The organism is Streptomyces sp. ISL-87, assembly GCF_018614095.1.
Classification (GTDB): domain Bacteria; phylum Actinomycetota; class Actinomycetes; order Streptomycetales; family Streptomycetaceae; genus Streptomyces.
In genome coordinates this window covers 48,353-70,585 of the sequence record NZ_JAGGOY010000023.1, presented here as the reverse complement: position 1 = coordinate 70,585, position 22,233 = coordinate 48,353, and the positions used below count along the sequence as shown (strand labels likewise).

Below are 22,233 nucleotides of genomic sequence, written 5' to 3'. Positions count from 1 at the left end.
GGCTTTCGCGGCCGGGCCCCGCAGGCCTCTCTCACCCGCGTGCCCGAGTCACCCGATTCCCCGAGTAACCCGAGTCCCCAGTAAGTACGGGAGCCACCTGATGTACCGACGCTCCGCAGCGGCTGCTGCTCTGCTGGCCGCCGCCCTGACGCTGACCGCCTGCAGTTCGGGCGACAAGGCCGACACCGCCGCCGCGGCGAAGCCGAAGCCGCCGGCCTCCTCCTCGGCCCCCGACCCGGCGGACTCGCCCGCCCCGTCGCCCCTTTCGCCCGACGCGAAGCCGACGGGCCCCGTCCTCCCGGACGCGAAGCTCACCCCGAAGACGGGCAGCTTCACGGAGAAGGAGAAGCAGTACCTGAGCGGGCGGGTCCCGGAGAAGATGGACCCGGCGGCCGTCCTGCAGAGCGGCCAGGAGTCCTGCCAGCGGGTGGAGCGCACCGCGAAGCGCGACAAGGACGCGGCGACCGGGGCCGTCATCTCCGGGGAGATCCCGGGGGCGAAGGACGCGATCACGCACCTGTGCCCGGAGCAGAAGCCGATCCTGGCCGCGGCGGAGAAGGGCTTCGGCGACGGCACCCGCAAGTCCCCCGCGGCGGACAAGTACCGGGCGCTGACGCAGAGCACCACCTGCACCTGGGAGGCCAGGTCCAAGGACGGGTCGGTCCTGGCATCGGGCCCGCAGGCCCCGCCGAAGGCGGGCGACACGATCACGGCGACCATCCCCTCGGGCACCGCGGAGTTCGTGTCGACGGGCTGCTACGCCTGGATCCCGGCGTAGACGCCCCCGCGGTTCCGCAGCTTTCCGGCTCATGCAACTCGGATACGGAAACTGCGAGGCCAGCCGCCTCGTTGGCATCAACCTCGGACCGGCCGTGAGTGGCGCAACGGTCGGCCCGAGGGACGAAAGAAGCGCCCCGTGGCTTCCGCCCACCTAGTGCGGGAGCCACGGGGCGCTGTCGTGCGTCCGGGCTCAGTCCAGCGGTAGCGCCTGGTGTGCGGCGACGATCTCATCGATGCGGTGCGCGAGGTCGAAGTCGGCGCGCGTCAGCCGGTTCCCCGCGTCGTGCGTGGTGATCGAAGCGCGCAGGTGGTCGATGCGCAGGTCGAGGTCCGCGTGGTGCTGGATACGACGGGACCGGTCCGCGATGGTCACGATGGCGGCCACCGCCGCGTGGTAGCGGATCGGGTACGTACGGGTGATCGCATCCCCCTCTTGCTTCCAGCCCGGCAGGTCCACCAGACGCTCGGCGATCTGCTCGTGCGTCATCGGCTCCGGTACGCCCATGTCATACCCCCTCGGTCACTGGTGCCAGGACATCGGCGAGGTCCCGGCCCACCGGGGCATCCTGCCATGGCCGCATCGCCCGCGTCAGCGTTGCCAGTTCACGGGCCATCCGCACAGACCGCGTCTCTACCGCGATCCCGGCGGCCGCGCGGGCAATCTCCAGCGCCTGCTCCGGCTCGCGGGCTCCGGCGGCCGCGGTGGCGTGCCGCGCGAGGTACACGCCTCGGTCCCGGCGCGCGGTCGAGGGGACCGCGTCAAGCACCTGCGACCACAGCGACTCGGCTTCCCGGCCGAGGCCAAGCCGGCCGTAGCAGGTGGCGCGCTGCACCTCCAGGTAGCCGGGCGTCCTCCGACAAGCGTTGCCCCAGGGCAGGTCGTCATCCACACGGTGGATCAGGCCGCCAGCAGCGTCGATGAGCTGGTCCACGGCGGCCCGATCGCCGGTGAGGCTGGCGCCGTGGGCTTGCTGCTGCATGGCCATGATGCGGACCTTGGGGACGAGTCTTTCCTCGTCGTCGAGGGCGGCTTCGCACAGATCGATGACCCCATGCCCGTCGCCGAGGTCCGTCCTGACCTGGGCTTGGTTGACGAGGGAGTATCCGATCAGGTGGGGGTCACGGGACCGTACCGCTATCTCCTGCGTCACCCCCCGCCAGAACGCGGCTGCACCGAGGTCGCCGGCGTCCTGGTAGAGCCAACCGACGAGGGCGGCGTAGGCGGCCCCGACGCGGAGAAGTCCGCGGCGGGTCTCTCCGCGCGCGCTGCGGACGAGCTTGTCGATCAGCCGGTACTGCTCGGACACGGTACCGATGAGGTCGTGGGGGCCGAGAAACATGTCGGCGCGGTAGTGGCCCTCCAACTGCGACTCGAAGTAGTCGATCAGTGCGGGGTCAACGTGTTGCGGTGCGACGGGCCCGGCGACCAGGGCCGCGGCCGTGACGGAGATGAAGCGGCGGCGTTCCACCTGGTCCTCATGGTGCCTCTCGGGTCGGATCCATCCGGCGGGCGCCGTGAATCCCAGATCTTCGGGCCACTGGCCGAGCGCGTCGTGAAGGACCTGCGCGGTCTCTTCAGGCGGCCATCCACGCGCGTCTTGGCGGCCCTCCCACCGGCGCCACGTCCTCGCGGACACGGTGAAGTGCAGGTCGTCCAGAAGCGCTTGGCCGTGCGCGGTGAGCGCTGCGGCAGCCGCTTCCATGGTGCGCCAGCCCACGCGGAGCCGAGCGGCCCGGAGCGCATCGTTGCGGTGGCTCATAAGCCCAGTCTGAGGTGTCATCGCGCATATCTCCGGCCGCGGCCGCTACGTGGCCGTGGATGGCCACGCGATGGCCTATCCGCCCATCTGCGTGCCGACCCATCATCTACCCATCACCACCCGCTGACGACGGTAGGGAGCACGGGGCATGCAGCCGACCAGGGACGAAATCGACGAGGTCACGCGCCTCGTCCGGCGCGCGCTGGGGCCGTACAACCTGAAACCCAGCGCCGAGGACATCGCCTCGCTCACCGACGATCTCAGTACCCATGGCCAGCGCCACGTAGCCCGCGCTCAGGCCATCCGCAAAGCGCACCGGGTCACTGGCGCTCTTCAGGACTGGCACGACCTGATGACGCACGGGCCGGAGGGCGACCTCCTCGGGAACTGGAACTACGCGCGCAGCATCGCGCGGGTAGTCCGAACTCTCCACAACGCACTGTTGGAAGAGGGCCGGCGCCGCGAGCTCATCGTCCGCACCGCACTCCCTCCCATCGTGGACAGGACGCTGTGACTACTCCACCGACGTACCCGACGGGCAGGTGGAGCGGCCAGCCGCATGAGTGCCCACGCTGTGGGGCAACGCCGCTCCCTCTCGGTGGCCCCGAGGGTGGGGCGACGGTCCATAAGAAGGGCTGCCCCAAGGGCGGCCGCAGCGGGGTCAGCTGACCCGCGCCCTGATCTCCCGCCTCGGCGCCTACAAATCCCCGCTGCTCGCCACCACTCACCAGTGACCAGGTGTTGCGTCGATCACTGGCATCCGCCAACACCGGCCGGCAGGGGCGTTTTCGCACCCGGGTCGTGGGTACCCGCGTGGTCACACATCACCGTGACTGTGGAGGCGAGTTCCATGGGAGGCATCGGGGGCTGCATCGCCCTGATCGTGGTGGGGGCCATCCTCACCTTCGCGAGCGACTGGAAGATGGAGAGCGTCAACCTGGACGTGGCAGGCCTGATCATGATGGCGGCGGGCGGCATCGGCCTCGCCGTGTACGCGAGCGTCCTCAAGCGCCGCCGCGCCGCAGCCCTCCCGGTCGTCGACCAGACCCCCCGCGACGGCCTCTGAGGCGGCAAGTAGAGCCCGGGCAGGTCCGGTTGGTGCCGCTTGTACCCGGGGGGCTACGCGCCGCGCCGCGCGGCCTCGTACACCGGGAGCAGGGTGTCCAGGACCGCCTCCATCGAGAAGGACTCAGCGGCCAGCTTGCGCGCCGCCGCCGAGGCCGACTCGTTGGCCGCGGGATCCAGCAGCGCGAGTACCGCCGACGCCACACCCGCCGGGCCGGGATCGACCGCCCGGCCCGCGCCCGCCGCCGCGATGTCCCGGGCCAGGCCGTTGGAGTGCGTCACCACCGACGGCACACCCACCGCCAGCGCCTCCAGCACCGACATCGGGAACGGCTCCTCCACCGACGGCAGTACGTAGACATGGGCGCGGCGGAGCTCCGACAGCACCTCGGCGCTCGACAGCGCCCCCGGCACCGTGAAGCGGGCCGACAGTCCGAGCGAGGCGATCCGCGCCCGGACCGCCGCCAGCTCGCCCTCGTCCGGGCCGGCCACCACGAACTCCGCGTCCGGGTGCGCCGCGAGGACCGCCGGGGCGGCGTCCACGAAGTCCACCGGCCGCTTACGGGCCTGCAGGCGCGCCGAGTACAGGATCCGCGGCGGCCCCGCCAGGGGCGGCCGCTCCTCCTGCGCCGGGGTGCCGTTGACCAGCCGGACCGCCTGGGGCAAGGGCGCCCCGACCACCGCGTCCAGGCCCTCCCGCTCGTGCGGGGTCAGGTACAGCAGCGCGTCCGCGCCGCGCAGCAGCCGGCGTACCGCCACCGCGTCCAGCACCTTGGCCAGCAGCTTCTCGCTCGGGTCCACCATGCCGTGGGTCTGCAGCACCAGCGGCTTGCCGGCCCGCAGCGCGGCGAGGGCCACGGGCAGCGTCACCAGATCCCGCGCCAGGTGCACATGGACGACGTCGGCGTCCTTCACGAGCCGCCCCGCCGAGGCCAGCAGGGCGGGCGAGGTCATCCCGCTGAACCCCAGCGGCAGCAGCCGGCGGGCCGGGAACAGCTTCGCCGGGACACCCTCCACGGAGGTCGGCCACGGCTCGGGGAAGCCCTCGCCCAGCGCCAGCAGCCATGCCTCGTGACCGCGGGCCCGCAGCCCCTTGGTGAGGTTCAGCGCGACCCGGACCGGCCCGCCGAAGGCGTGCGAGGGGGAGTGCAGCGTAACGGCGTGCAGGACTCTCACTTGGGCTCCTTCACCGGGCGGCGCCGCCCGTCCGCGGTCTGCAAGGTCAGTTCCGGCAGGTCCTTGTGTACGACCGCGCCCGCGCCCGCCACCGCGCAGCGGCCCACCGTCACTCCGGCCAGCACGGTCGCCCGTACCGCGACCCACGCACCGTCCTCGACGGTGACGGGCGCGTTGCGGTAGCGGAAGTCGGCGGCCCGGTGGTCGTGCGAACCCGTGCACAGCATGGCCTCCTGCGAGAGGCACACGTGCGCCCCGATGACCACCGGCTCCAGGTTCAGCAGCCAGGCGCCCTCACCGATCCAGGTGTGGTCCCCGACGGTGAGCTTCCACGGCCACAGCACGCGCACCTTGTGCCGGATCAGCACGCCCTCGCCGATCTGCGCCCCGAACGCCCGCAGCAGCGCGACGCGCAGCCGGGCCGGGCAGAACCAGGCCATGAACACGGTGTTCATCACGGCGAACCAGAGCGCCTGCGTCAGCAGCCCGCGCCCCTTGTCGTATCCGGCCAGCGTGAAGGCAGGAAGATCCCGCACCGAAGCCCCCCTCGTCATTCCCCACCCCGCCGGCGCCTCCCCTGGCACCGCCCGCTCAGATTAGACTGCGCGCGGATCACGCACATGGGGTGGGGGCAACAGTGGCAACGGACATACGCAAGCCGGCCACTGCCCCGGGGAAAAACCGACACCCCGCCGAGGACGAGACCCGGTGGGGCCGGGTCACCACCCCGCGCACCCTGCTCTCCCGCGCGCTGTCCGTTCCGCTCGCCCTCGGATTCACCGTATTCCTCCCGCTGTTCGTCGCCGTCCAGACGGGCGCAGGCAAACACGACGCGGCTTTCTGGCTGCAACTCCTGCTCACCATGTACGCGGGCGCCCGGCTCTCCGCGATGGTCCTGACCAGCCGCCGCAAACTGCTCCAGGGCTCCTTCTGGCTGTTCGTCTACATGGCGATGGGCGTGGCCCCGCTCGCGCAGGCCGTCCTCGGCCAGGTCCCGACCCCCGTCGTCGGTCCGCGCTCCGACCTCACCCTCGCCATCGGCCTCGTCCTGCTCGGCTGCACGGCGTTCGACGTCGGCGTGCTGCTCGCCCGGCACCGTCCGGCGGGCCGCGCGGGCGGCTCCCAGAAGGAGGAGCGGCCGGTCATGACACACCGGCGCCGCCTCCAACTGCTCACCGTGCTCGCCTTCCTGTGCAGTGCGGCCTTCATCATGAAGCTCGGCGGCCCGGCGGTGTTCTTCTCCAGCCGGCAGGAGATTATCGCCGGCATCGAGGAAGCCGGCGTCTCCAACGGCGACGGCCAGGCCGGCCAGGCCCTGCTGCGCGGCTTCGGCACGGTCCCGGCGCTGCTCTCGCTGCTGCTCTACACGCGCTGGCTGATCACCTCGAAGTTCGCCCGCCGCAAGGTCTCGGTCATCGTCACCTGGGGTGCGCTCGCCCTGCTGAACCTGGTGGTCAACAACCCCGTCTCGAACCCGCGCTACTGGTTCCTGACGGTCATGTTCGCGCTGCTCTTCACCGTCTTCCCGGTGAGCGCCGCGATGTACCGGGTGGCGTTGTCGATGGCGGTGGTCGTCGCCCTCCTCGTCTTCCCGTTCGCGGACCGCTTCCGCTACGACGAGAAGAACTACAAGCCGGTCGAGACCACGTCCTTCCTGGAGCCGATGGCCCTCAAGGACTACGACCAGATCGGCATGTTCGCGAACACCATCACCTACTCGGACTCCGGTCCGGGCCACTTCTACGGCCGCCAGCTGGCGGGATCCGTCTTCTTCGCGGTGCCGCGCTCGGCCTGGCCCGGCAAACCGCGCGACACGGGCGTGATGGTCGGGCAGTGGATGGGCACCGTCAACACCAACCTCTCCTCCCCGATCTGGGCGGAGCTGTGGATCGACTTCGGGCCGCTGGGCATGGGCGCGGGGCTGCTGGCCATGGGGTACGCGTCCGCCCGCGTCGACCGCCGCTACGCGAAGCGCGCCACACGGCGGTCCCCGCCGGGAAGCCTGATCTCGGTGGTGGTCCCCCTGGTCGCGGGCTACTCCTTCATCCTGCTCCGCGGCCCCCTGCTCCAGGCCTCCGGCCGGGTGGCGATAGCCGCGCTGTGCCTGGCCCTGGTCGCGACCCACCGCCAGGACAGCACCACCACCCTCCGCTAGGGGTGTCCCGCGGGCCCGGCGGGCCCGGCGGGCCCGGCGGGCCCGGCGGGTCAGGGGGCCGGGGCCGGGGTCGTGGCAGGCGTCGGCGGCTTCAGGCGGGCCACTCGGAGCCAGGCCGCGCCCGCCTTCGCGGCGGAGCCCACCGCCAGGCCGTACGCGGCGCCGGCCACGCCCCACACCGCGTACCCGCCCAGCAGCAGGGCCACCGACAGGAGTGAGAAGACGACCTGGAGGGACAGCGTGGCCTTCGGGGCCAGCACGCGCAGGGTCAGCAGCGCGCAGGTGCCGAGGCCCATGACCGCGTACTGCGCCCCCGTGGCCGGCAGCAGCGCGGCCGCCGCCCCCCAGGTGTCGCCGAGCAGTTGACGCCCGACCCGGTCGGGAAGGGCGTACAGGACGGCTCCCCAGCCACCGCCGAGGACCGCGAGCACGCCGCCCATCAGCAGCGTCAGCCGGACCACGCCCCGCTTGCCCGAGGCACGGCCGACGACCGGAGGGCCGAAGGCGGTGGCCGAGTTGAACAGCACGTTCAGCGGGCCGAAGAGGGTGGTCGCACCGCGCAGGGCGCCAACGGCGAGCGGCGTCGCGAAGACACCGAGCCCCAGCACCGCCAGCTGGCTGGAGCCGTTGCCCACCGCGAACTCGACCACGAACCGCTGCCCCAGATGCCCGCGCCACAGGTACGGGCGGAGATCGGCCCGCGCCCCGCCCACGTACGGCCGCAGCAGCCACAGCCCCAAGCCCAGCGCCGGCAGCGCGGAGACACCCCACACCAGCACCAGCCGCCCCGCCGAGGCCCCTTCCGGCTGGACCGCCAGCGCCGCGACCACACACACCAGCCGCAACGCGTCGGCGGCCAGCGCCCGTTCCGGCGTGCGCAGCGCGGAGAAGCAGTACCGCAGCCCGTCCTGGAGCAGGACGAGCGGCAGTACGACGCCCAGGGCGAGGAACGCCCACCCCGTGGGCCCGGGCAGCACCAGGCCCACGACCACCAGGACGGCACCGGCCACGGCTGACGCGGCCCCGGTGAAGGCGAGGCCCGAGCGGCACACCGAGCCCAGCCGCTCGCCCTTCTCCAGTACCAGGCTCTGGCCGACGTAGGCCATGTTCAGGCCCAGGAGCACGCTGAACGTCACGTACACCATCGAGAAGTCGGCGAAACCGGACGCCGACGACAGCCGGGCGGCCAGCACCAGCACCAGGATGTTCGTGGCGCTGGAGGCGGCCTGGTCCAGGATCGAGGAGACCGCCGCGAGGCCGCGCCGGCTCACCGCCGGCCCGTGCGGACCGTACGCAGGGCGACGGTGTCGGTGCCGTCACCGGGGACGTGCTGCTCCGGCTCGGCCGCCACCCGCGGGAGCGGCTGGGCCGGCGGCCTCGGCGCCGGGGCATCGGCGGCTCCGGCCCGGCCGCCCTCCCGGCCGCCCTTCTGCTTGCCGCGTCCCCGCTTCTCGCCGGGCACCGGCGCGTGCAGCACCGCGCCGAGCACCGTGCCGCCGGCGCCGCTGATCAGCTCGCGGATCCGGGACAGGTCGGAGCGGTGGACGGCGCGCGGGTCGCAGACGACCAGGACCCCGTCGACCCGGTCCACGAGCGCGAGGGCGTCGGCGTAGGAGAGTACGGGCGGCGCGAGCACGACCACGGTGGAGTTGGGGGAGTCGGCCTCGGAGACCAGCCGGGTGGCGCGCGGGGAGGTCAGCGCGCGGGCGACGTTGCGGACCCGCTCGCCCGGGATCAGGTCGAAGGCGCCCGACTCCCCGGCGTCCACGACGAGCTGGCGCCCGTCGGGCCAGTCGGAGTCCCCGTGCTGGCCGGGGTGTCCGCCGGCGGCCGGGCCGCCCGGCATCTGGCTCCAGCGGGGCCGGCCGCCCGCGTCGGTCGGCAGCTGGCTGGCCAGCACCGGCGTACGCAGGTCGGCCTCGATCAGCAGCACGTCCTTGCCGGTCTCCGCGAAGGACGCGGCCAGGTTCACCGCCACCGCCGCGGCGGTCTCGCTGCTGCCGCGCGGGGCGACCACGAGCAGCCGGCGCCGGTCGGCGAAGCGGGAGTCGTAGGCGAGCCGGAAGGCCACCGAGCGGTACTCCTCGGCGAGCCGCGGGTCCTCCTCACCGGCCGCGAGCAGCGGCCCGCCGCCCGTCTTGTCCCGCGGCAGGCAGCCCAGTACGGGCGCCCGCAGGGCCCGGGCCACATCGCCCTCGGAGCGCGGCGCCGGGTCGAAGACGAGCCGGACCCAGGCGGCCAGCAGGCCGAGCGCCAGGCCCACGGCCGCGCCGAGCGCGAGCGACATGGGCAGGCCCGGGCCGTCGGGCGAGGTGGGCGGGACGGCGGCGCTGGTGACCCGGCCCGGGGTCATGTCCAGGGCTTCGAGCTTGGTGATGTTGCCGTTGTAGCGGCCGACTTCGCTCTGCAGGTCGGTCTTCGAGGAGGTGGCCGCGTCGCGCGTGGCGCCGGCCGGCATCCGGGCGATCTCCTTGGCCAGCTCGTCCAGTTGCTTGCTGACCGGGTCGCGCTGGTCCTTGTAGCCCTTGACCATCTGGTCGCGGGTGATGTCCAGGGCCTCGCGCCGCTTGAGCAGGTACGCCTCGGTCATCGCGTTGGCGCGCTTGGCGGCCTCCTTGGGGGAGGACGCCGTGTAGGTGAAGCGGAGCACCATCGTCTGCGGCGGGTTGGTCACCTGGAGGCCGCTGCGCAGGGCCGAGAATCCGGCCGCGGACACGCCGAGCTTCTTCGCGGCCTCGTTGGCTATGGAGCTGGAGAGCGCGACCTGCCGCTCCGAGCCGATGTTGATCGCCTTGTCGGGCGCCAGGCTCGGGTTGAACGGGTCGTCGGTGGGCGCGCGCAGCACGACGTCCGCGGTGGCGACGTAGGTGTCGGCCGTGGAGATGCCGAGGTAGACGCCGCCCAGCAGGCCGACTGCGATACCGGCTCCGATGAGCCTGCGGTAGCGCAGGAGCTGGCGGAACTGATCTCTGAGGAGATCGGGCTCGTCCTCGGCCGGAGCCGCTGCTGGGCGGTTCGTCTCGATCACGGCCTGGGCCCCCCAAGTGCTTCGTCGATCAATGCGTCGATGCGGGCCAGGCCCGCCTCACGGCTCAGGTGCGCCGCCACGTGGCGCGGTCCGGCCGCTCCCAGTTCGTCCGCGCCCGCGGGGTCCTCGGCCAGGGCCCGTACGGCCTTCAGCAGGGCGCCGGGGTCTTCCGGCGGTACGAGCACCCCCGCGCCCGACCGCTCCACCTCCTGGGCGGTGCCGCCCTGCGCCGCGACGGAGGCGACGACGGGCCGGCCGGCCTGGAAGTAGGAGGTGAGTTTGGACGGCACGCTCATGTCCATCACCGCGGCGTGCTGCGTGACCGCGAGGACGTCCGCCGCGGCGAGGATATTCGGGAACTCGCCGTCGGCGGCAGGGGGAATGATGTCCAGATTCGGTACGTCGGCCGAGAGGTCGGCGAGGGCCGCGCGCTGGCTGCCGTCGCCCATGAGGACGAACCGGACGCTCGGATCCAGCCGCGCCGCCCCGACGAGGACTTCGAGGCCCTGCTTGAGGCCCATGTTCCCGGAGTGCAGGACGACGGTCTGGCCGGGGGCCCAGCCGAGGTGGTGCCGGGTCTCACCGCGCGGCTTAGTCGGCAGCGGTACGTGGGACCAGTTGGGGACGAGGCGTATCTTCCCCGGGTCCACTCCCATGCCCACGACCCGGTCGACGAACGTCTCGTGGATGACCCCGACCAGGGTGGCCCGCTTGAGGGCGTACGCCTCGGCGCGGCCGGCGATCGCGGCGGCCTTGTCGCCGCCGCTGATCCCGCTCTGCGCGGCGGCGGCGCCCATCAGGTCCTGGACGACCGGGACGTACGGCACCTTCCACCGGGCCGCGAGACGGGCGGCCGTCACCCCGCCGGCCAGGCTGGGCATCTGGGCCAGGATCGCGTCGGGCTTCGGCATCCGCGGCGGGGCCACGGCGCCGTGCAGCAGGATCGATCCTTCGAACAGGGCCCGCTTCACGGCGGTCTGGCGCTGCGGCACCGTGTGCGCACGCCGGTGCACGGTGACCCCCGCGCGCTGTTCCGTGCGCCGGAGCGCCCCCTTGTACTCCGGCTCCAGCGACCAGGCCGGGTAGTGCGGCATACCCGCCAACACGTGCGTCTCATGGCCGAGATCCGCCCAGTGCTCCGCGATCTGGGTGGCGTACGGCCCAATCCCCGCGTGCTCGGGAGCGTAATTGGTGGAAACCAGCAGCAGCCGCCGGTGACCGGATCTGGACACTGAACGTCCCCTTCTCCCCAGGATGATGCGCACGTCACCCTATTCGTTCACCCGCACGGTGCGGAACGTGCACGCTATTGTCTGCTAATCCGCCACGCCGGGGGGCGTGGCTTCTGGGGGGTAACACATGACGGAGCGGGACTTGTCCGACCTTGCCGCGCCCGCGCGCAGGCCGTATCGCGTCGGCTACGCGCCCGGTGCCTACGACCTGTTCCACATCGGACATCTCAACATCCTCCGGCACGCCCGGAGTCAGTGCGACTACCTGGTGGCCGGAGTGGTCTCCGACGAGATGGCCGAACTCGCCAAGGGGCGCCGCCCGATGATTCCGCTCGTCGAACGGCTGGAGATCGTCCGCAGCGTGAAGTACGTGGACGCGGCATTCGTCGAGACGGTCCCGGACAAGGTGGAGACCTGGAAGCAGGTCCGCTTCGACGTCATCTTCAAGGGCGACGACTGGCGCGGCACGCCCAAGGGGGACCGCCTGGAGAGGGACTTCGACGCCGTCGGCGTCGACGTCGTCTACTTCCCCTATACGGTGCACACCTCCAGCACCCAGCTGCGCCGGGCGCTGGACGCGCTGGCCGAACCGCTCGCGGAGCCCGTCACCGCGGAACGGCGCTGAGCTCCCGGAACCACTTGGTGAGGAACGCCAGCAGGAACAGCACGGCGACGACACCCAGACCCGCGTACGCCCAGCGGAACAGCTCCCCGCCGCCGAGCAGCAGGAACACCAGGCAGAACACCCCGTAGTCCACGGGCAGCAACGCCACCGCGCGCAAGGTCGAGGGCGCGGCGGCGGGGCTCCCCGGCGCGGGCTTGGGCTTGAGCTTCTCGGTCAGCAGCCCGCCGAAGAAGGTGACGACCGCGGCGAACTGGAAGCCCAGCGGCACCAGCAGCCAGCCGTCGCCGGCGGCCGCGCCCCCTCCTGTTCCATAGGCGTCGGGGAACCGGTAGAAGGCGATCAGTACGCAGGTGTGCAGCGCGGTCAGCTTGGCGCAGTCCACGACATGGTCGAGCCACTCGCCCGACGCACTGCCGCCCCCGCGGAGCCGGGCCAGCTGCCCGTCGGCGGAGTCGAAGGCGAAGCCGACCGCGAGCGCGGCCCACACGACGACCCCAAGCCCCCACGAGGGCGCGGCCAGCGCGACCGCCGCGACGGCGGCGAAGCTGAAGGCGGCGCTGATCAGCGTCACCTGGTTCGGGGTGAGCCCGAGCGCGTACGACCCGGCGGCCAGGTACCGCCCGGCGGGCCGGTTGACGAACCGCGAGTAGAGCGACACCCCCTTCGCCGACTTCTGCGCCCCGCGCAGTTCCCGCAGCGCGGTCCCGACACTGGCCATGCGCACAAGCCCCCTTGAATGCGTTCGTACGTACGAAGGCCACATCATCGCAGGGCGAATGCGGGCTCCCGCCCGGGAAGTGCCCGTACGTCCTGAAGCAGTAGTACGGAGAGGTTCGCCGCGGCGGTGAACACGGCCGCGACCAGGAGCGGCGCCGCGGTCCCGGTCACTTCCGCCAGCGGCGCGGCCATCGCCAGTCCCAGGGGCCGGGCGGCGAAGGAGATCAGGGTGTCGAAGGAGCCGGCCCGGCCCAGCGCCTGCGGCGGAATCCGGCGCTGGATCTCGGTTTCCCAGAGCGGGCTGAGCAGCCCGACCCCGCCCATGCCCAAGAAGTACGCCGCGGCGGCGATCGGCATCGGCAGGCGCAGGCCGAGCGCGGCCAGGGCCAGGGAGATGGCGGCGGAGGCCACCGCGACCCACACCAGCGGCCGGCGCACGCGATGCGCCTGCGCGGGGCAGCCCGCCAGACCAGTAGTCAGCCCACCACCTTCAGCAGCAGCACCGACCGCGCCGGAACCGTCAGCGTCTCCCCGCCCCGGTGCCGGGTGCCGGGAGGCGCGGCCTGGTCCTCGCGCGAGGTGTCCAGCACCAGCTCGTACCCGGCCGCCCACGGCTCACCCGGCAGGATCCACGCCACCGGCCGGTCCCCGGCGTGCAGCAGGGCCAGGAAACTGTCGTCCGTCACCTGCCGGCCCCGCTCGTCACGGCCCGGGATGTCCCGCCCCGACAGATACATGCCCAGCGCGGCGGCCGGGGCGTACCAGTCCCGCTCCGTCATCTCCGCCCCCGCCGGCGTGAACCAGGCCAGGTCCCGCAGCCCCTCCGCGCCCTGCGGCCGCCCCGAGAAGAACGCCCGCCGGCGCAGCACCGGATGGCTCTGGCGCAGCGCGATCAGCCGGCGGGCCAGCCCGAACAGCTGCTGCCAGGACGGGTCCTCCAGCAGCGACCAGTCCACCCACCCCGTCTCGTTGTCCTGGCAGTACGCATTGTTGTTGCCGCCCTGCGTGCGGCCGAACTCGTCGCCCGCCACCAGCATCGGCACCCCGGTCGACAGCAGCAGTGTGGTCAGCAGGTTGCGCAGCTGCCGCCGCCGCAGCACCCCGATCCGGGGATCCGTGCCCTCGGGGGGCTCGCCCTCCACCCCGCAGTTCCACGACCGGTTGTCGTTGGTCCCGTCCCGGCCCGCCTCGCCGTTGGCCTCGTTGTGCTTGCGCTCGTACGTGACCAGGTCCCGCAGCGTGAATCCGTCGTGCGCCGTCACGAAGTTCACCGACGCGTACGGCCGCCGCCCGCCCCACGCGTACAGGTCGCTCGACCCCGACAGCCGGTAGCCGAGATCCCGTACGTCGGGCAGCGCGCCCCGCCAGAAATCCCGTACGGCGTCCCGGTAGCGGTCGTTCCACTCCGTCCACATCGGCGGGAACGCGCCCACCTGGTAGCCGCCCGAGCCCACGTCCCACGGCTCCGCGATCAGCTTGACCCGCCGCAGCACCGGGTCCTGCGCGATCACCGCGAGGAACGGCGACAGCATGTCCACGTCGTGCATCGACCGGGCCAGCGCCGCAGCGAGGTCGAAGCGGAAGCCGTCCACCCCCATCTCCGTCACCCAGTAGCGCAGGGAGTCCGTGATGAGGCGCAGCACGTGCGGGCGCCCCGCGTGCAGGGTGTTGCCGCAGCCCGTGTAGTCGGCGTACCGGCGCTGGTCGGACTGGAGCCGGTAGTAGCCCCGGTTGTCGATCCCGCGCAGGGACAGCGTCGGGCCCAGCTCGCCCGCCTCCGCCGTGTGGTTGTAGACGACGTCGAGGATGACCTCGATCCCGGCCGCGTGCAGGGCCCGGACCATCCGTTTGAACTCGCCGACCTGCTGGCCGGCCGTACCGCTCGACGAATAGCCCGCGTGCGGGGCGAAGTAGCCGATCGAGTTGTAGCCCCAGTAGTTGCGCAGCCCCCGGCGCAGCAGATGGTCCTCGTGGGCGAACTGGTGCACCGGCAGCAGCTCGACCGCCGTGACCCCGAGGCGGGTCAGGTGCTCGACCGCCGCCGGGTGGGCGAGCCCCGCGTAGGTGCCGCGCAGTTCCTCGGGAATACCCGGATGGCGCATCGTGAAGCCGCGCACGTGCAGCTCGTAGATCACCGAATCGGCCCACGGCGTCTTCGGCCGGACGTCGTCCGCCCAGTCGTCGTCATCGTGGACCACCACGCCCTTGGGGACGTGCGGGGCGGAGTCCCGGTCGTCGCGCACGGTGTCGGCGATGTACTGCTGCGGCCAGTCCCGGACGTGCCCGTAGACCTCCGGCGGCAGAGTGAAGTCGCCGTCGACGGCCCGCGCGTAGGGGTCGAGCAGCAGCTTCGCCGGATTGTGCCGGGCACCCGTCCACGGGTCCCAGCGCCCGTGCACCCGGAAGCCGTACCGCTGCCCGGGGCACACGCCCGGCACGAAGCCGTGCCAGATCTCGTGCGTGAGCTCCGTGAGCGTGCAGCGGGTCTCGGCGCCGCTCTCGTCGAACAGGCACAGCTCCACCGACTCCGCGCCCTGCGCCCACAGCGCGAAGTTGGTGCCCGCCGTCCCGTCCGGGCCGCTGTGGAAGCGGGCCCCCAGCGGATGCGAGGAACCGGGCCACACGGGTGGCCCCGGGCGCGCGGAGGCCCGTAACGGCTGGCCCTTCGGCTGGCCGCCCGGCCGGCCGTTCACCTGGCCGTTCACCTGGCCGTTCGTGTGGCCATTCGTCTGGCCGTTCGTCTGGCCGTTCGTCTGCCCGTCGACCTGCGGTACGGGCGCGGCGTCATCGCCGCTCCGCACCGCGTCGACGGCGTCCACGGCGGCTTCCACCGCCTCTTGTTCGGCTGCGCTCGACACTGCCCGCCTCCACGGCTCCTGGGTACCGGCGGGGGGAGGGGAGAGTGCGGCCCCGGCGTCCCGGCCTGGGCCCGCCCCCGTCTGGTCCTTCACACTGTTCTGCCCGGACTGTTCTGCCCGGAACGTGGCCCGCGCTCACGTTTCCCCCGGAGGGGGCCGGTCGTTGTTGGGATCGTGACTCTTCTGACGAGGCGGGCAGGGGCGGGCTTGGCCGCCGTGGCGGCATGGGCGGGCCTGGTGGGCGGCCTGGCCGGATGCACCGAGGACGGCGGATCCCCGATCGAAATCCAGCTGCCCGGCAAACCCCGGTCGCCGGACGAGGCCATCCGGATCACCCCCGAGGACAACGCCAAGGGGGTCCCGGCCGAGGGGCCGCTGACCGTGAACGTGCCCGAGGGCCGGCTGGAGCGGGTCGTCGTCACCAAGGTGGAGGACGCCCAGCGGGAGCAGGTACCCGGCGCCATCGCCGCCGACGGCCTCAGCTGGAGCCCCGACCCGGCTTCGGGGCGGCTCGCCCTCGCCGCCAAGTACACCGTGGACGCGGTCGCCCTCGACGGGCACAACCGCCGCCAGGCCCGGCACACCACCTTCACCACCTATGTCCCCGAGGAGCGGTTCATCGGCTACTTCAAGCCCGAGAACCGTTCCACCGTCGGCACCGGAATGATCGTCTCCTTCAACTTCAACCGCTCCATCAAGCACCGCGCCGACGTGGAACGGGCCATCAGCATCACCTCCGACCCGGCCGTGGAGGTGGTCGGCCACTGGTTCGGCGACGAGCGCCTCGACTTCCGTCCCAGGCAGTACTGGAAGTCCGGCACCAAGGTCACCGTGAAGATGAACCTCCGCGACATCGAGGGCGCGCCCGGGTCGTACGGCATCCAGGACAAGACCATCACCTTCACGGTCGGCCGCTCCCAGGTCTCCACCGTGGACGCGGCCGAGCACACCATGGAGGTCCGCCGCGAGGGGGAGCTGGTCTCCACCCTGCCGATCAGCGCCGGGGCGCCCAAGAACACCACGTACAACGGGAAGATGGTGGTGATGGAGCTCTTCGACGTCACCCGGATGAACGGTCAGACCGTCGGATTCGGCGGCGAATACGACATCCCCGACGTCCCGCACGCCATGCGGCTCACCGCCTCCGGGACGTTCCTGCACGGCAACTACTGGGCCAGCCCCGACACCTTCGGCTCCACGAACACCAGCCACGGCTGCATCGGCCTGCGGGACGACAAGGGCGGCGGCTCGGACACCCCGGCGGGGTGGTTCTTCGACCGGACCCTGGTCGGCGATGTGGTGGAGGTCGTGAACTCGCAGGACAAGACCGTGGCCCCGAACAACGGTCTGGGCGGCTGGAACCTGTCCTGGGCCGACTGGGTGGCCGGCTCCGCCATCGGCTGAGCGGCGGCCGCGGCGGCCGCCCCAGCGGCGGCCGCCCGAGCCGCCCCGGGACCGTCCCAGTTGGGACGGAATGGTGACATGACCGTGGCTCTTCGCGATCCCCCCATGTGGTTACCTTTCGGCAGCGCGCGATTGTCCGCGCGCGGGGGACATGGGGAGAACAAGAGTGAACCTGCAGCCGATACGCGGCCGCGCCCGCACCGGCCTGCCGGCCCTTCTGCTGGGGGCGGCCCTGCTGTTCACCAGCGCGTGCAGCGGCGGCGGCAACAGCGGTGGCAGCGGCGGCGACAACGGCGGTGGCGGAGGCGGCGGCAAGACCGGTACCGAGGCGTCCAAGGCCGTTGTCAACGTCAAGCCGGACGACGGGGCCAAGGAAGTCGCCACCAGCGGCGTCCTGAAGATATCCACCACCGGCGGCAAGCTCACCACGGTGAAGGTCGCCGACACCAAGGGCAACGAGGTCGAGGGCAAGGTCGCCGACGACGGCGCGAGCTGGGAGCCCGCCCGCCATCTGGCCTCCGCCACCGAGTACAAGGTGCACGCGGTCGCCAAGGACGAGGCGGGCCGGGAGTCCGCCAAGGACACCTCCTTCACCACTCTCACCCCGACGAACACCTTCGTGGGCCACTACACCCCCGAGGACGGCTCGACCGTCGGCGTGGGCATGCCGGTCTCCATCAACTTCACCCGGGGCATCACGAACCCCGAGGCCGTCGAGAAGGCGGTCACGGTCACGGCCGAGCCGTCCGTGCCGATCGAGGGCCACTGGTTCGGCAACGACCGCCTCGACTTCCGCCCCGAGAACTACTGGGCCGCGGGCACCAAGGTCACCGTGAAGCTCGCCCTCGACGGAGTCGAAGGCCGTCCCGGCGTCTACGGCAAGCAGACCCGTACCTTCAGCTTCACCATCGGGCGCTCCCAGGTCTCCACGGTCGACGCCAGCTCCCACCAGATGCAGGTCGTCCGTGACGGGCAGGTGCTGAAGAACCTCCCCATCACCGCCGGTGCCCCCGCCACCACCACGTACAACGGCCAGATGGTCATCAGCGAGAAGTACAAGGTGACCCGGATGAACGGCGCGACCGTCGGCTTCGGCGGGGAGTACGACATCTCCGACGTCCCGCACGCCATGCGCCTGTCGAACTCGGGCACCTTCGTCCACGGCAACTACTGGGCCTCCTCGAGCACCTTCGGCTCCGAGAACGTCAGCCACGGCTGCGTCGGCCTCAAGGACAGCCGCGGCGCCGGTGACGGCAACCAGCCCGCCGCCTGGTTCTTCAACGAGTCGCTGATCGGCGACGTGGTCATCGTGAAGAACTCCAAGGACAAGCAGATCGCCCCGGACAACGGCCTCAACGGCTGGAACATGCCGTGGGCGGAGTGGACCAAGTAGTCCCTCCCCGCTCGGCCGGTACGTAGTCCGGTGGCCCGGTGCTGTGTGACCCACAGCACCGGGCCACCGCGCGTTAACCGGCGCTAACCTTCCCCGTATGACCATCTCTCTCGAAGTCTCCGAAGGCGTCGGCACCATCCGCCTGGACCGGCCGCCCATGAACGCCCTGGACATCGCCACCCAGGACCGGCTGCGCGAGCTCGCGGTGGAGGCGACCGACCGGGCCGACGTCCGCGCGGTCATCCTCTACGGCGGCGAGAAGGTGTTCGCGGCCGGCGCGGACATCAAGGAGATGCAGGTGATGGACCACGCGGCGATGGTCGCCCGGTCCCGTGGCCTGCAAGACGCCTTCACCGCCGTGGCCCGGATCCCCAAGCCCGTCGTCGCCGCCGTCACCGGCTACGCCCTGGGCGGCGGTTGCGAGCTGGCGCTGTGCGCCGACTACCGGATCGCCGCCGACAACGCCAAGCTCGGCCAGCCCGAGATCCTGCTCGGCCTGATTCCGGGTGCCGGCGGCACCCAGCGGCTGTCCCGGCTGGTCGGCCCCTCCAAGGCCAAGGACCTGATCTTCACCGGCCGTATGGTCAAGGCCGACGAGGCGCTCACGCTGGGCCTGGTGGACCGCGTGGTGCCCGCCGCCGAGGTGTACGAACAGGCGCACGCCTGGGCCGCCAAGCTGGCCCAGGGGCCGGCGCTCGCGCTCCGCGCCGCCAAGGAGTGCGTGGACGCGGGCCTGGAGGCCGACATCGACACCGGGCTGACCATCGAACGGAACTGGTTCGCGGGCCTGTTCGCCACCGAGGACCGCGAGCGCGGCATGCGCAGCTTCGTCGAAGAGGGCCCGGGCAAGGCGAAGTTCCTGTGACCGGATGACCGGATGACCGGATGAGCAGACCTGATCAACTCGGCGCGTCCTCCTGCGGGTGGTTTAGCCAGGCCTTAAGGGAACCTTAAGGGGAAACGGTGATCCACTCACGGTGATCGTTCGTTTTCGGTGTGTCACCGCAGGTCAGCGTGACGCCGGGACTTTCTGGTTGCCTTACGCATATGCCAGGACGCCCCCTCGGAATGCTTGATTCCGGGGGGCGTTTTCCTGTGGAACGGCCCGAACGGGCGTGTCGGCCCTCCATGATGGGTGCATGGCGGGCCTGGAGGGTGTGGAACAGTCGCGGCAGCGCAGTAGCGCTTCGGCCGTACGGCTCACGGCGGCTCTTGAGGATGAACAGGGCCTCAAGGGACTGGAGTTGTACGGGAACCCGGCTGAGGCGGAAGTGACGTTGCCGTCCATGCCCGAGTCCGCCGGTACCGCGCGCCGGCTGGCCCATTGCGTGGTGATCCGGCTCTGGGGGCTCTCGCCGCAGATCGCCGAGCACACCGTCCTGCTCGTCTCCGAACTCGTCGGCAACGCCGTGCGCCACACGGGCGCCCGTTCCTTCGGCTTACGGATGCTGCGGCGGCACGGCTGGATACGGGTCGAGGTGCGCGACCCCTCGCGCGGGCTGCCCTGTCTGATGCCGGTCCACGAGCTGGACACCACCGGCCGGGGGCTCTTCCTCGTCGACAAGCTGTCCGACCGCTGGGGCGCGGACCTGCTGCCGCGTGGAAAGATCACCTGGTTCGAGATGCGGGTCGCGGACCGCTAGTGCCGGACACCCCCTAGCCCCCCCTCGCCGACCGCGCCTGCCCGGAAACGCCAGAAACCCCCTGTCGCCGTGGTGGGCGCTGCGGGGGTTTCATGGGTAACGCCGAGGATCGAAGGGGGTGTGATCCTCGGCGTGGAGACTTCGCTCGGGTCAACGGGAAGCCGTGGCTCCGACTATGGCAGACGAGGGCTCAATTGCCAAAAGTCTCAAGTTGGACATAAGTGTGCATATCCTAAGAGTTTCCACCTAAATCCTAGGTGAGATGAGCCACTCACCTCGTAATCAATGAATAAATATCGACCGGTAAGTGTAATTCGTTGATCATATAGCGAACACCCCGCCATCCGGGCGCTCTTCGCCGGAGGTCCCAAATTGGGTCAATCATTACCTTTGGGGTCATTACCCCCTTAAATGGGCAGGTGCTCTGCTACCCGGACCGTCGATCCGCCTTCCGCGCCGGTGCGGCGGCCGCCGCCGGTGCCCTCACCGCCGCCTGTGGCTCGGGCAGCCGTACCGACCCCGCGCCCGCCGAACCCGCCCGGGCGCCCGCGATCGCACCCGCCCCGCGCCGGTTCGCCGGACAGCCCGACGAGATCGGCAACGGCCCCCGCGACCGCCCCCGCGTCGCCCTCACCTTCCACGGCAACGGCGACCCCGCCATCGCCCGGGCCGTCCTCGCGGAAGCCGAGCGGGCGGGCGCGCGGGTCACCGTACTGGCCATCGGCAGCTGGCTCGACGCCCACCCGGAGATGGCCCGCCGGATCCTCGACGGCGGCCACGAACTCGGCAACCACACCCAGCGCCACCTCGCGATCAACACCATGCCCGAGAAGGAGGCCTACGCCGAGATCACCGGCTGCGCCCAGCGGCTCAAGCGGCTCACCGGCTCGATCGGCACCTGGTTCCGGCCCTCCCAGACCCGGTACGCGACCCCGCTCGTCCGGCAGCTGGCCCAGCGGGCGGGGTACCCGCACGTCCTCTCGTACGACGTGGACTCCCTCGACTTCACCTCGCCCGGCGCCGCGGCCGTCATCCGCACGGTCACCGGGACGATCCGCAGCGGATCGGTGGTGAGCCTGCACTTCGGCTACGCGGACACGGTCGACGCGATGCCGCCCCTCCTCGAAGAACTCGCACGCCGCAAACTGCGCGCGGTGACCACCACGGAGCTGCTGACCCCATGACGACCAACCGCCTTCCCCGGAAGGCCACCGTGCTGTTTGCCGGACTGGTCCTCGCCGTCCTGGCCGGCTGCGGAGCCGGCGACAAGGGCACGACCGAGGCGCTCGGCTCCAAGGGGCCGGTCCGGCCGCCCAAGGCGGTTCCGGCCGCGCCGCCCGGCCTGACCGGGATGCCGCCGGTCCTCGACCCCAAGGACGTCTATGCGGCCGACCGGCCGAACAAACTCTCCCCGGTGGTCAAGGACTTCCCGTCGCGCGTGTACGTGCCGAACACCAACTCCAACACGGTGTCCGTCATCGACCCGGCGACGTACAAGGTCATCGACACGATCCCGGTCGGCGTCCAGCCGCAGCACGTGGTCCCGTCCTGGGACATGAAGACCCTGTGGGTCAACAACAACCGCGGCCACACGCTCACCCCGGTCAACCCGGCCACCGGGGAGGCCGGCGACCCGGTCGAGGTGCACGACCCGTACAACCTGTACTTCACGCCCAACGGCAAGTACGCCATCGTGATGGCCTCGATGGACCGCGAGCTGGTCTTCCGTGATCCGCACACCATGGACCGGGTGAAAACCGTCCCGGTGACCTGTTTCGGCGTCAATCACGCGGACTTCTCGGCGGACGGCCGCTACTTCATCGTGAGCTGCGAGTTCTCCGGCGAGCTCCTCAAGGTCGACACCGAGAAGATGGAGGTCATCGGCCAGCAGAAACTGCCGTTCGAGGGCGCGATGCCGCAGGACGTCAAGATCTCCCCGGACGGGAAGACCTTCTACGTCGCGGACATGATGGCGCACGGCATGTGGGTGCTCAGCGGCGACAAGTTCGACGTCCCGAAGCTGCTGCCCACCGGGAAGGGCTGCCACGGTCTGTACGTCAGCCGCGACTCCAAGGAGATGTACATCAGCAACCGGGGCGAGGGCAGTATCTCCGTCTTCGACTTCAAGCAGAACAAGCTCACCAAGAAGTGGGAGCTGCCGGACGGCGGCAGCCCCGACATGGGCGGGGTCTCCGCCGACGGCCAGGTGCTGTGGCTGTCGGGCCGCTACAACTCCGAGGTCTACGCGATCGACACGGTGACCGGCAAGCAGCTGGCCCGGATCCACGTGGGCGGCGGCCCGCACGGCCTCGCCGTCTACCCGCAGCCCGGCCGCTACTCGCTCGGCCACACCGGCATCTTCCGCTAGTGCCGTGGCCGGCAAGGTTCACCGGGTCG

Annotated in this window: 21 protein-coding genes; 11 read left to right on the top strand and 10 right to left on the bottom strand. The window is 71.4% G+C overall.

Annotated elements, in window-relative coordinates:
• Nucleotides 1-100 precede the first annotated feature (100 nt).
• Nucleotides 101-778 (top strand): hypothetical protein, encoded by a 678-nt coding sequence (locus tag J7I97_RS08845; protein ID WP_214932500.1) that lies wholly within the window; start codon nucleotides 101-103, stop codon nucleotides 776-778.
• Nucleotides 779-970: 192 nt separating this feature from the next.
• Here J7I97_RS08845 and J7I97_RS08840 read toward each other — a convergent pair whose 3' ends face one another.
• Nucleotides 971-1,285: a 4a-hydroxytetrahydrobiopterin dehydratase gene (locus J7I97_RS08840; RefSeq protein ID WP_214932498.1), complete on the bottom strand. Its 315-nt coding sequence runs from the start codon at nucleotides 1,283-1,285 to the stop codon at nucleotides 971-973.
• A 1-nt stretch (nucleotide 1,286) separates the two neighbouring features.
• The gene (locus tag J7I97_RS08835; RefSeq protein ID WP_251058603.1) at nucleotides 1,287-2,540 is read right to left on the bottom strand and encodes a Twin-arginine translocation pathway signal; all 1,254 of its coding nucleotides are present in this window, start codon (nucleotides 2,538-2,540) and stop codon (nucleotides 1,287-1,289) included.
• Between the two features lie 148 nt (nucleotides 2,541-2,688).
• Here J7I97_RS08835 and J7I97_RS08830 point away from each other — a divergent pair, with 148 nt between their 5' ends.
• Complete coding sequence (locus tag J7I97_RS08830; protein ID WP_214932495.1) at nucleotides 2,689-3,054, top strand: DUF6415 family natural product biosynthesis protein; 366 nt, start codon at nucleotides 2,689-2,691, stop codon at nucleotides 3,052-3,054.
• Between the two features lie 336 nt (nucleotides 3,055-3,390).
• Nucleotides 3,391-3,606 (top strand): hypothetical protein, encoded by a 216-nt coding sequence (locus tag J7I97_RS08825; protein WP_214932493.1) that lies wholly within the window; start codon nucleotides 3,391-3,393, stop codon nucleotides 3,604-3,606.
• A 53-nt stretch (nucleotides 3,607-3,659) separates the two neighbouring features.
• Here the strand turns inward: J7I97_RS08825 and J7I97_RS08820 are convergent, their stop codons facing one another.
• Both J7I97_RS08820 and J7I97_RS08815 read right to left on the bottom strand, forming a co-directional pair.
• The gene (locus J7I97_RS08820; protein WP_214932491.1) at nucleotides 3,660-4,781 is read right to left on the bottom strand and encodes a glycosyltransferase; all 1,122 of its coding nucleotides are present in this window, start codon (nucleotides 4,779-4,781) and stop codon (nucleotides 3,660-3,662) included.
• The gene (locus J7I97_RS08815) at nucleotides 4,778-5,335 is read right to left on the bottom strand and encodes a WcaF family extracellular polysaccharide biosynthesis acetyltransferase (RefSeq protein ID WP_214932489.1); all 558 of its coding nucleotides are present in this window, start codon (nucleotides 5,333-5,335) and stop codon (nucleotides 4,778-4,780) included. Before J7I97_RS08815 ends, J7I97_RS08820 begins: the two co-directional genes overlap by 4 nt.
• 95 nt (nucleotides 5,336-5,430) lie before the next feature.
• Between J7I97_RS08815 and J7I97_RS08810 the strand changes: the two genes are divergently transcribed.
• Complete coding sequence (locus tag J7I97_RS08810) at nucleotides 5,431-6,936, top strand: hypothetical protein (protein WP_374195449.1); 1,506 nt, start codon at nucleotides 5,431-5,433, stop codon at nucleotides 6,934-6,936.
• Nucleotides 6,937-6,986: 50 nt separating this feature from the next.
• Here the strand turns inward: J7I97_RS08810 and J7I97_RS08805 are convergent, their stop codons facing one another.
• Genes J7I97_RS08805 through J7I97_RS08795 form a run of 3 tightly spaced genes read right to left on the bottom strand, consistent with a single transcriptional unit; the run spans nucleotide 6,987 to nucleotide 11,166 of the window.
• A complete protein-coding gene (locus J7I97_RS08805) occupies nucleotides 6,987-8,207 on the bottom strand; it encodes a hypothetical protein (protein WP_214932487.1) in 1,221 nt (406 codons plus the stop codon).
• Nucleotides 8,204-9,964, bottom strand: a complete 1,761-nt coding sequence (locus tag J7I97_RS08800; protein WP_214932485.1) for a lipopolysaccharide biosynthesis protein — start codon at nucleotides 9,962-9,964, stop codon at nucleotides 8,204-8,206. Before J7I97_RS08800 ends, J7I97_RS08805 begins: the two co-directional genes overlap by 4 nt.
• Entirely contained in the window at nucleotides 9,961-11,166 is a 1,206-nt protein-coding gene (locus J7I97_RS08795) for a glycosyltransferase family 4 protein (RefSeq protein WP_214932548.1), read from the bottom strand. The genes J7I97_RS08800 and J7I97_RS08795 overlap by 4 nt, the downstream gene beginning before the upstream one ends.
• A gap of 172 nt (nucleotides 11,167-11,338) precedes the next feature.
• Here J7I97_RS08795 and J7I97_RS08790 point away from each other — a divergent pair, with 172 nt between their 5' ends.
• Nucleotides 11,339-11,821, top strand: a complete 483-nt coding sequence (locus J7I97_RS08790; RefSeq protein ID WP_251050367.1) for an adenylyltransferase/cytidyltransferase family protein — start codon at nucleotides 11,339-11,341, stop codon at nucleotides 11,819-11,821.
• Here J7I97_RS08790 and J7I97_RS08785 read toward each other — a convergent pair.
• The 3 genes from J7I97_RS08785 to glgX are packed head-to-tail and all read right to left on the bottom strand — an operon-like array spanning nucleotide 11,802 to nucleotide 15,396.
• Nucleotides 11,802-12,539 (bottom strand): CDP-alcohol phosphatidyltransferase family protein, encoded by a 738-nt coding sequence (locus J7I97_RS08785; RefSeq protein WP_214932481.1) that lies wholly within the window; start codon nucleotides 12,537-12,539, stop codon nucleotides 11,802-11,804. The two genes, J7I97_RS08790 and J7I97_RS08785, sit on opposite strands and share 20 nt — an antisense overlap.
• 44 nt (nucleotides 12,540-12,583) lie before the next feature.
• Complete coding sequence (locus J7I97_RS08780) at nucleotides 12,584-12,976, bottom strand: hypothetical protein (RefSeq protein WP_214932479.1); 393 nt, start codon at nucleotides 12,974-12,976, stop codon at nucleotides 12,584-12,586.
• Between the two features lie 38 nt (nucleotides 12,977-13,014).
• Complete coding sequence (glgX, locus tag J7I97_RS08775) at nucleotides 13,015-15,396, bottom strand: glycogen debranching protein GlgX (protein ID WP_374195448.1); 2,382 nt, start codon at nucleotides 15,394-15,396, stop codon at nucleotides 13,015-13,017.
• Nucleotides 15,397-15,603: 207 nt separating this feature from the next.
• Between glgX and J7I97_RS08770 the strand changes: the two genes are divergently transcribed.
• From J7I97_RS08770 to J7I97_RS08745, 6 genes are all read left to right on the top strand, one after another.
• Nucleotides 15,604-16,800: an Ig-like domain-containing protein gene (locus J7I97_RS08770; protein ID WP_251050368.1), complete on the top strand. Its 1,197-nt coding sequence runs from the start codon at nucleotides 15,604-15,606 to the stop codon at nucleotides 16,798-16,800.
• A gap of 151 nt (nucleotides 16,801-16,951) precedes the next feature.
• Nucleotides 16,952-18,193: an Ig-like domain-containing protein gene (locus J7I97_RS08765; protein ID WP_214932475.1), complete on the top strand. Its 1,242-nt coding sequence runs from the start codon at nucleotides 16,952-16,954 to the stop codon at nucleotides 18,191-18,193.
• A 97-nt stretch (nucleotides 18,194-18,290) separates the two neighbouring features.
• Nucleotides 18,291-19,058 (top strand): enoyl-CoA hydratase/isomerase family protein, encoded by a 768-nt coding sequence (locus tag J7I97_RS08760; protein WP_214932473.1) that lies wholly within the window; start codon nucleotides 18,291-18,293, stop codon nucleotides 19,056-19,058.
• A gap of 274 nt (nucleotides 19,059-19,332) precedes the next feature.
• Nucleotides 19,333-19,836: an ATP-binding protein gene (locus J7I97_RS08755; protein ID WP_214932471.1), complete on the top strand. Its 504-nt coding sequence runs from the start codon at nucleotides 19,333-19,335 to the stop codon at nucleotides 19,834-19,836.
• Nucleotides 19,837-20,255: 419 nt separating this feature from the next.
• Nucleotides 20,256-21,020: a polysaccharide deacetylase family protein gene (locus J7I97_RS08750; protein ID WP_214932469.1), complete on the top strand. Its 765-nt coding sequence runs from the start codon at nucleotides 20,256-20,258 to the stop codon at nucleotides 21,018-21,020.
• Nucleotides 21,017-22,204: a beta-propeller fold lactonase family protein gene (locus J7I97_RS08745; RefSeq protein ID WP_214932467.1), complete on the top strand. Its 1,188-nt coding sequence runs from the start codon at nucleotides 21,017-21,019 to the stop codon at nucleotides 22,202-22,204. Before J7I97_RS08750 ends, J7I97_RS08745 begins: the two co-directional genes overlap by 4 nt.
• Nucleotides 22,205-22,233: the final 29 nt, after the last annotated feature.